The organism is Acidovorax sp. HMWF018 (assembly GCF_003061035.1).
Lineage (GTDB): Bacteria > Pseudomonadota > Gammaproteobacteria > Burkholderiales > Burkholderiaceae_C > Acidovorax > Acidovorax delafieldii.
Genome location: NZ_QAIM01000675.1, coordinates 1 through 3,684, shown reverse-complemented (window position 1 = coordinate 3,684; position 3,684 = coordinate 1). Strand labels below are relative to the sequence as shown.

At 69.1% G+C, this 3,684-nt stretch carries 6 protein-coding genes and 2 pseudogenes; 7 read left to right on the top strand and 1 reads right to left on the bottom strand.

The window, feature by feature from the left end; translation table 11 throughout:
- Positions 1-189 (top strand): annotated as a pseudogene (locus tag DBR23_RS28670) (DNA-binding protein); the annotation flags it as partial.
- Positions 190-215: 26 nt separating this feature from the next.
- Positions 216-1,073: a replication initiator protein A gene (locus DBR23_RS28665; protein ID WP_108500303.1), complete on the top strand. Its 858-nt coding sequence runs from the start codon at positions 216-218 to the stop codon at positions 1,071-1,073.
- A 159-nt stretch (positions 1,074-1,232) separates the two neighbouring features.
- Here DBR23_RS28665 and DBR23_RS32175 read toward each other — a convergent pair whose 3' ends face one another.
- A complete protein-coding gene (locus DBR23_RS32175; RefSeq protein ID WP_255581933.1) occupies positions 1,233-1,364 on the bottom strand; it encodes a hypothetical protein in 132 nt (43 codons plus the stop codon).
- Here DBR23_RS32175 and parA point away from each other — a divergent pair.
- The 5 genes and pseudogenes from parA to DBR23_RS32085 all read left to right on the top strand — a co-directional run.
- The gene (parA, locus tag DBR23_RS28655) at positions 1,363-2,001 is read left to right on the top strand and encodes a ParA family partition ATPase (protein ID WP_059400215.1); all 639 of its coding nucleotides are present in this window, start codon (positions 1,363-1,365) and stop codon (positions 1,999-2,001) included. The two genes, DBR23_RS32175 and parA, sit on opposite strands and share 2 nt — an antisense overlap.
- Complete coding sequence (locus DBR23_RS28650; protein ID WP_009523273.1) at positions 1,998-2,282, top strand: hypothetical protein; 285 nt, start codon at positions 1,998-2,000, stop codon at positions 2,280-2,282. Before parA ends, DBR23_RS28650 begins: the two co-directional genes overlap by 4 nt.
- Positions 2,279-2,824: a DUF2840 domain-containing protein gene (locus DBR23_RS28645; protein WP_027477922.1), complete on the top strand. Its 546-nt coding sequence runs from the start codon at positions 2,279-2,281 to the stop codon at positions 2,822-2,824. The genes DBR23_RS28650 and DBR23_RS28645 overlap by 4 nt, the downstream gene beginning before the upstream one ends.
- Positions 2,821-3,408, top strand: a complete 588-nt coding sequence (locus tag DBR23_RS28640) for a S26 family signal peptidase (protein ID WP_027477923.1) — start codon at positions 2,821-2,823, stop codon at positions 3,406-3,408. Before DBR23_RS28645 ends, DBR23_RS28640 begins: the two co-directional genes overlap by 4 nt.
- Positions 3,405-3,684 (top strand): annotated as a pseudogene (locus DBR23_RS32085) (hypothetical protein); the annotation flags it as partial. The gene DBR23_RS28640 and the pseudogene DBR23_RS32085, both read left to right, overlap by 4 nt.

The window sequence follows — 3,684 nt, the reverse complement described above, 5'->3', positions numbered from 1 at the left end:
CTGCGGCTGTCGCCGCGCACGCTGGAAAAGCAGCGCGTGCTGGGTGGCGGCCCCAAGTTCCGCAAGTTCGGCCGCCGCGTCATGTACGCCGTGGCCGACCTCGATGCCTGGGCCGCCGAGCGCAGCTATGAAACCACGTCCGATCCCGAATACGCCGAGCAGCACTCGGCGGACAGCCGTGCGCGCTGATCGCTGGCGCGCGGGTGGCCTTCGCCATGTCCAGCCCTGCGCTGCCGTCCCGGCAGCGGCCCGTGCCAGAGCGCGAACAGCTCGACCTGTTCCGCGCCCTGCCGGGCGACATGGCGCCGCGCGACAGCCAGGATTTGATGGCCTTTCCGTTCTTCTCGCTGGCGAAGTCGCGGCGCGTGGCGCCGATCGACTTCCGCGCCAGCGGCATCACGATCCGCGTGGAGGGGACATCCGAGCACGGCATCGCCACGATCTGGGATGCGGACGTGCTGATCTGGGCGGCCTCGCAGATCGTGGAAGCGCGCGACGCGGGCTTGCGCCCGTCGCGGCTGATACAGGCCACGCCCTACGAGATCCTGCGCTTCATCGGGCGCGGCACGTCGCTGCGCGACTACCAGCGCCTCAAGGCCGCGCTGGATCGACTGCAATCGACCACCGTGGCAACTTCCATCCGCGAGACGACCGGGCGGCGCCTGCACCGCTTCTCGTGGATCAACGAGTGGAAGGAGTTGGCCGATGCCAAGGGCACGCCCTTGGGGCTGGAGCTGATCCTGCCGGACTGGTTCTATGCCGGCGTGCTCGACGCCGCCCTGGTGCTGACCATCGACCCGGCGTATTTCCGGCTCACGGGCGGGATCGAGCGCTGGCTGTACCGGCTGGTGCGCAAGCACGGCGGGCGACAGCCTGGCGGGTGGCAATTCGACTTCCAGCATCTGTACCGCAAATCGGGCAGCGTGGCGCGGTACTACGACTTCGCCGCCGACCTGCGGGCGCTGGTGGCGCGGCAAGCCTTGCCGGGCTACCAGTTGGGCATAGAGCACGTCTCGGGCATTGCCTCGCCGCTGTTGACGTTCCGGCCCGTGCCGTCCACGGCACGGGGATAACTGCGGCAAAGCCTGTGGACGGGCTCGTGCTATCAGGCAACAGAAGTATCGTGCTATCAGGCAACGAATCCTCGTGCTATCAGGCAACAAAATCGGCCGCAAACCCAATGCTGGCGCGGGTTTCGGCCTCTCTTAACTTATCTAACTTAATTCCTAACATTAGTAGTAGCAGTGCGGCGTTTCGGTGGACAACCACCAAACGGCACGCGCGGGCCAGTGATTTTTGCCACCGGCAAGCCGGTTTTGCAGGCCGATCAAAGGCAGGTTTTCCAGCAAGGAGGGCTGCGCCATGATCGTCGCGCTGCTCAATCAGAAAGGCGGCGTGGGCAAGACCACGCTCGCCACCCACATCGCCGGCGAGCTGGCGATGCGCGGCCAGCATGTCGTGCTGCTGGACGCCGACCCCCAAAGCTCCGCGCTGGACTGGACGCAGCGCCGCAGCCAGCAAGGTTTGCCAAGGCTGTTCAGCGCCGTGGGCCTCGCACGCGAAACCCTGCACCAGGAGGCACCAGAACTCGCCAGGCGGGCCGATCACGTCGTCATCGACGGCCCGCCGCGCATCGCCGCCTTGGCACGCTCCGCGCTGCTGGCGGCCGAGCGCGTGCTGATCCCGGTGCAGCCCAGCCCCTACGACCTGTGGGCCAGCGCTGAGATGGTGGCGCTGATCCGCGAGGCGCAAGTCTTTCGGCCTACGCTGCGCGCGGCCTTCGTCATCAACCGGCGCGTCAGTACCACCGTCATCGGACGCGAAGCACGCGGCGCGCTGGCTGAGCAGCCGCTTCCTGCGCTGCGCGCGGAAGTACATCAACGCATCGTGTTCGCCGACAGCGTGGCCGCTGGCCGGCTGGCACGCGAGACGGCACCGGACAGCGCCGCCGCGCGCGAAATCACTGCGCTGGTGGACGAACTGCTGCGGTGGCCGACATGACTGCGAAGCCGCCACCGAACAGCAAACGCACGGTAAAGCGCGTCGGCATCGGCGCGCGTCCGCCCGCGAATCCGCACGCCGAGGCGTGGATTCGCCAGGGCGACGCCGATGCGCTGGGCAAGGGCGACCTCTATACGGCCCGCCTCACGCTCGACATCACGCCCGCCATGCGGGCGCGCATCAAGGTGTCGGCCTTCACGCAGGGCGTGACCGTGGCCGACCTGCTGCGCGGCCTGCTGGAGCGGGAGTTTCCAGAACACCGCAGGGAGAACACGCCATGACTGCATCCGCTTCGTCTGCCCCCGCGCCTGTTGCCTTCGCGGCCACGGCTGCGCTCGCAGCACCTTCCGGCCAGCCTGCCAGCGCGCCGCTGACGCGCGTGGCGCTGGCCTACATCGAACCGCGCTTCAAGCTCTACCTGCGCTTCGGCGAACCTGCGCGCACGCACCAGCTCGACCGCTGGCGGCGCTGCGCCGTGTTCCTGCCGGGCGCCATGTTCTGCCGCATTCGCTGGCAGGCCAACGACTACGGCACGATCCGCTGGCAGCTCATGGTGATGCAGGCTTGCACGCCGCTCGATGCGGCGCAGCGCATCCCCGGCGTTCAGCCGAGTGCACGCCTGCTGCTGCACGTCGAGGGCGACAACCAGGTGCGCGCCGTGCTGGAACGCATCGCCGCTATCGAGGCGCTGGGCATCGCGCCCGCTACCGCCTCGCCCGCGTACTGGCGCACGCTGGGCAACCGGCTCGCTGCGCGCTTGCCGTTGCCCGAATACAGCGCCGAGCGGCACGCCGCCTGGCTGGTCGGGAGGGCGCTGCCATGACCGCTGTTTCCACCGCCGGCACAACGCCGCGTTCTCGCTCGCGCCTGCGCGCTCGCCTCGTGCTGGCGGGCCTGTCCGCCTGCGGCCTCGCTGCGCTGGCCTGGGCGTCTTTCGTGCATCCACTGCCGCGCCTGACCTACAACCCGTCCGACAGCGTGGCGGTCGGTTGGTATCGCGTCGATCCACTTGACCATCGCACCAGCTCGCTGCCACGTCCGTTGTCCGTGGGCAGCATCGTGCTGGTGCCGCTGCCCGCAGAGGCCGCCGCGCTCGCTGCGCAGCGCGGCTACCTACCGACGCGCATCCCGTTGCTCAAGCGCGTGGGCGCGGTCGCGCCGCAGGAGGTGTGCATCGCTGACGGCAAAGTCCGCATCGACGGCGTGCCTTCGGCCGCCGTGCTGTCTGCCGATCGCTGGGGCCGGCCGCTGCCATCCTGGCCGCAGTGCCGCCGCCTTCGGCCTGGCGAGCTGTTTTTGCTCAGTGCGACTAACCCGGCGTCATTCGACAGCCGGTATTTCGGGCCGGTCAGCGCCGCCGCCGTGATCGGCGTTGCACGTCCGGTCTGGCTGGAGTCACGCCCATGATCGCCGCCGATTCGCTGCGCATCATCGTGCCATCGGGCGTGTCGTTCTGCTGTTCGTCCCCGTGTCGTCGCGCGTGCAGTGCGGGTGCATTCGCACCGCACTTCGCGCTGCCTCCGGTGCGGCAGTCCAACGTGCAGGCGTCTTGCCTCGAACGCGCCCGGCCTGCGGCCGTGTCTGCGTTCGCCGGCGCGCAGGCTGCTCGCGCAGCAGCGCCGCCGGGCCGCCGCTGCCCTGAGCGCCAGCGAGGGGCAAAGGCGGAAGGCAAGACAAAAGGAC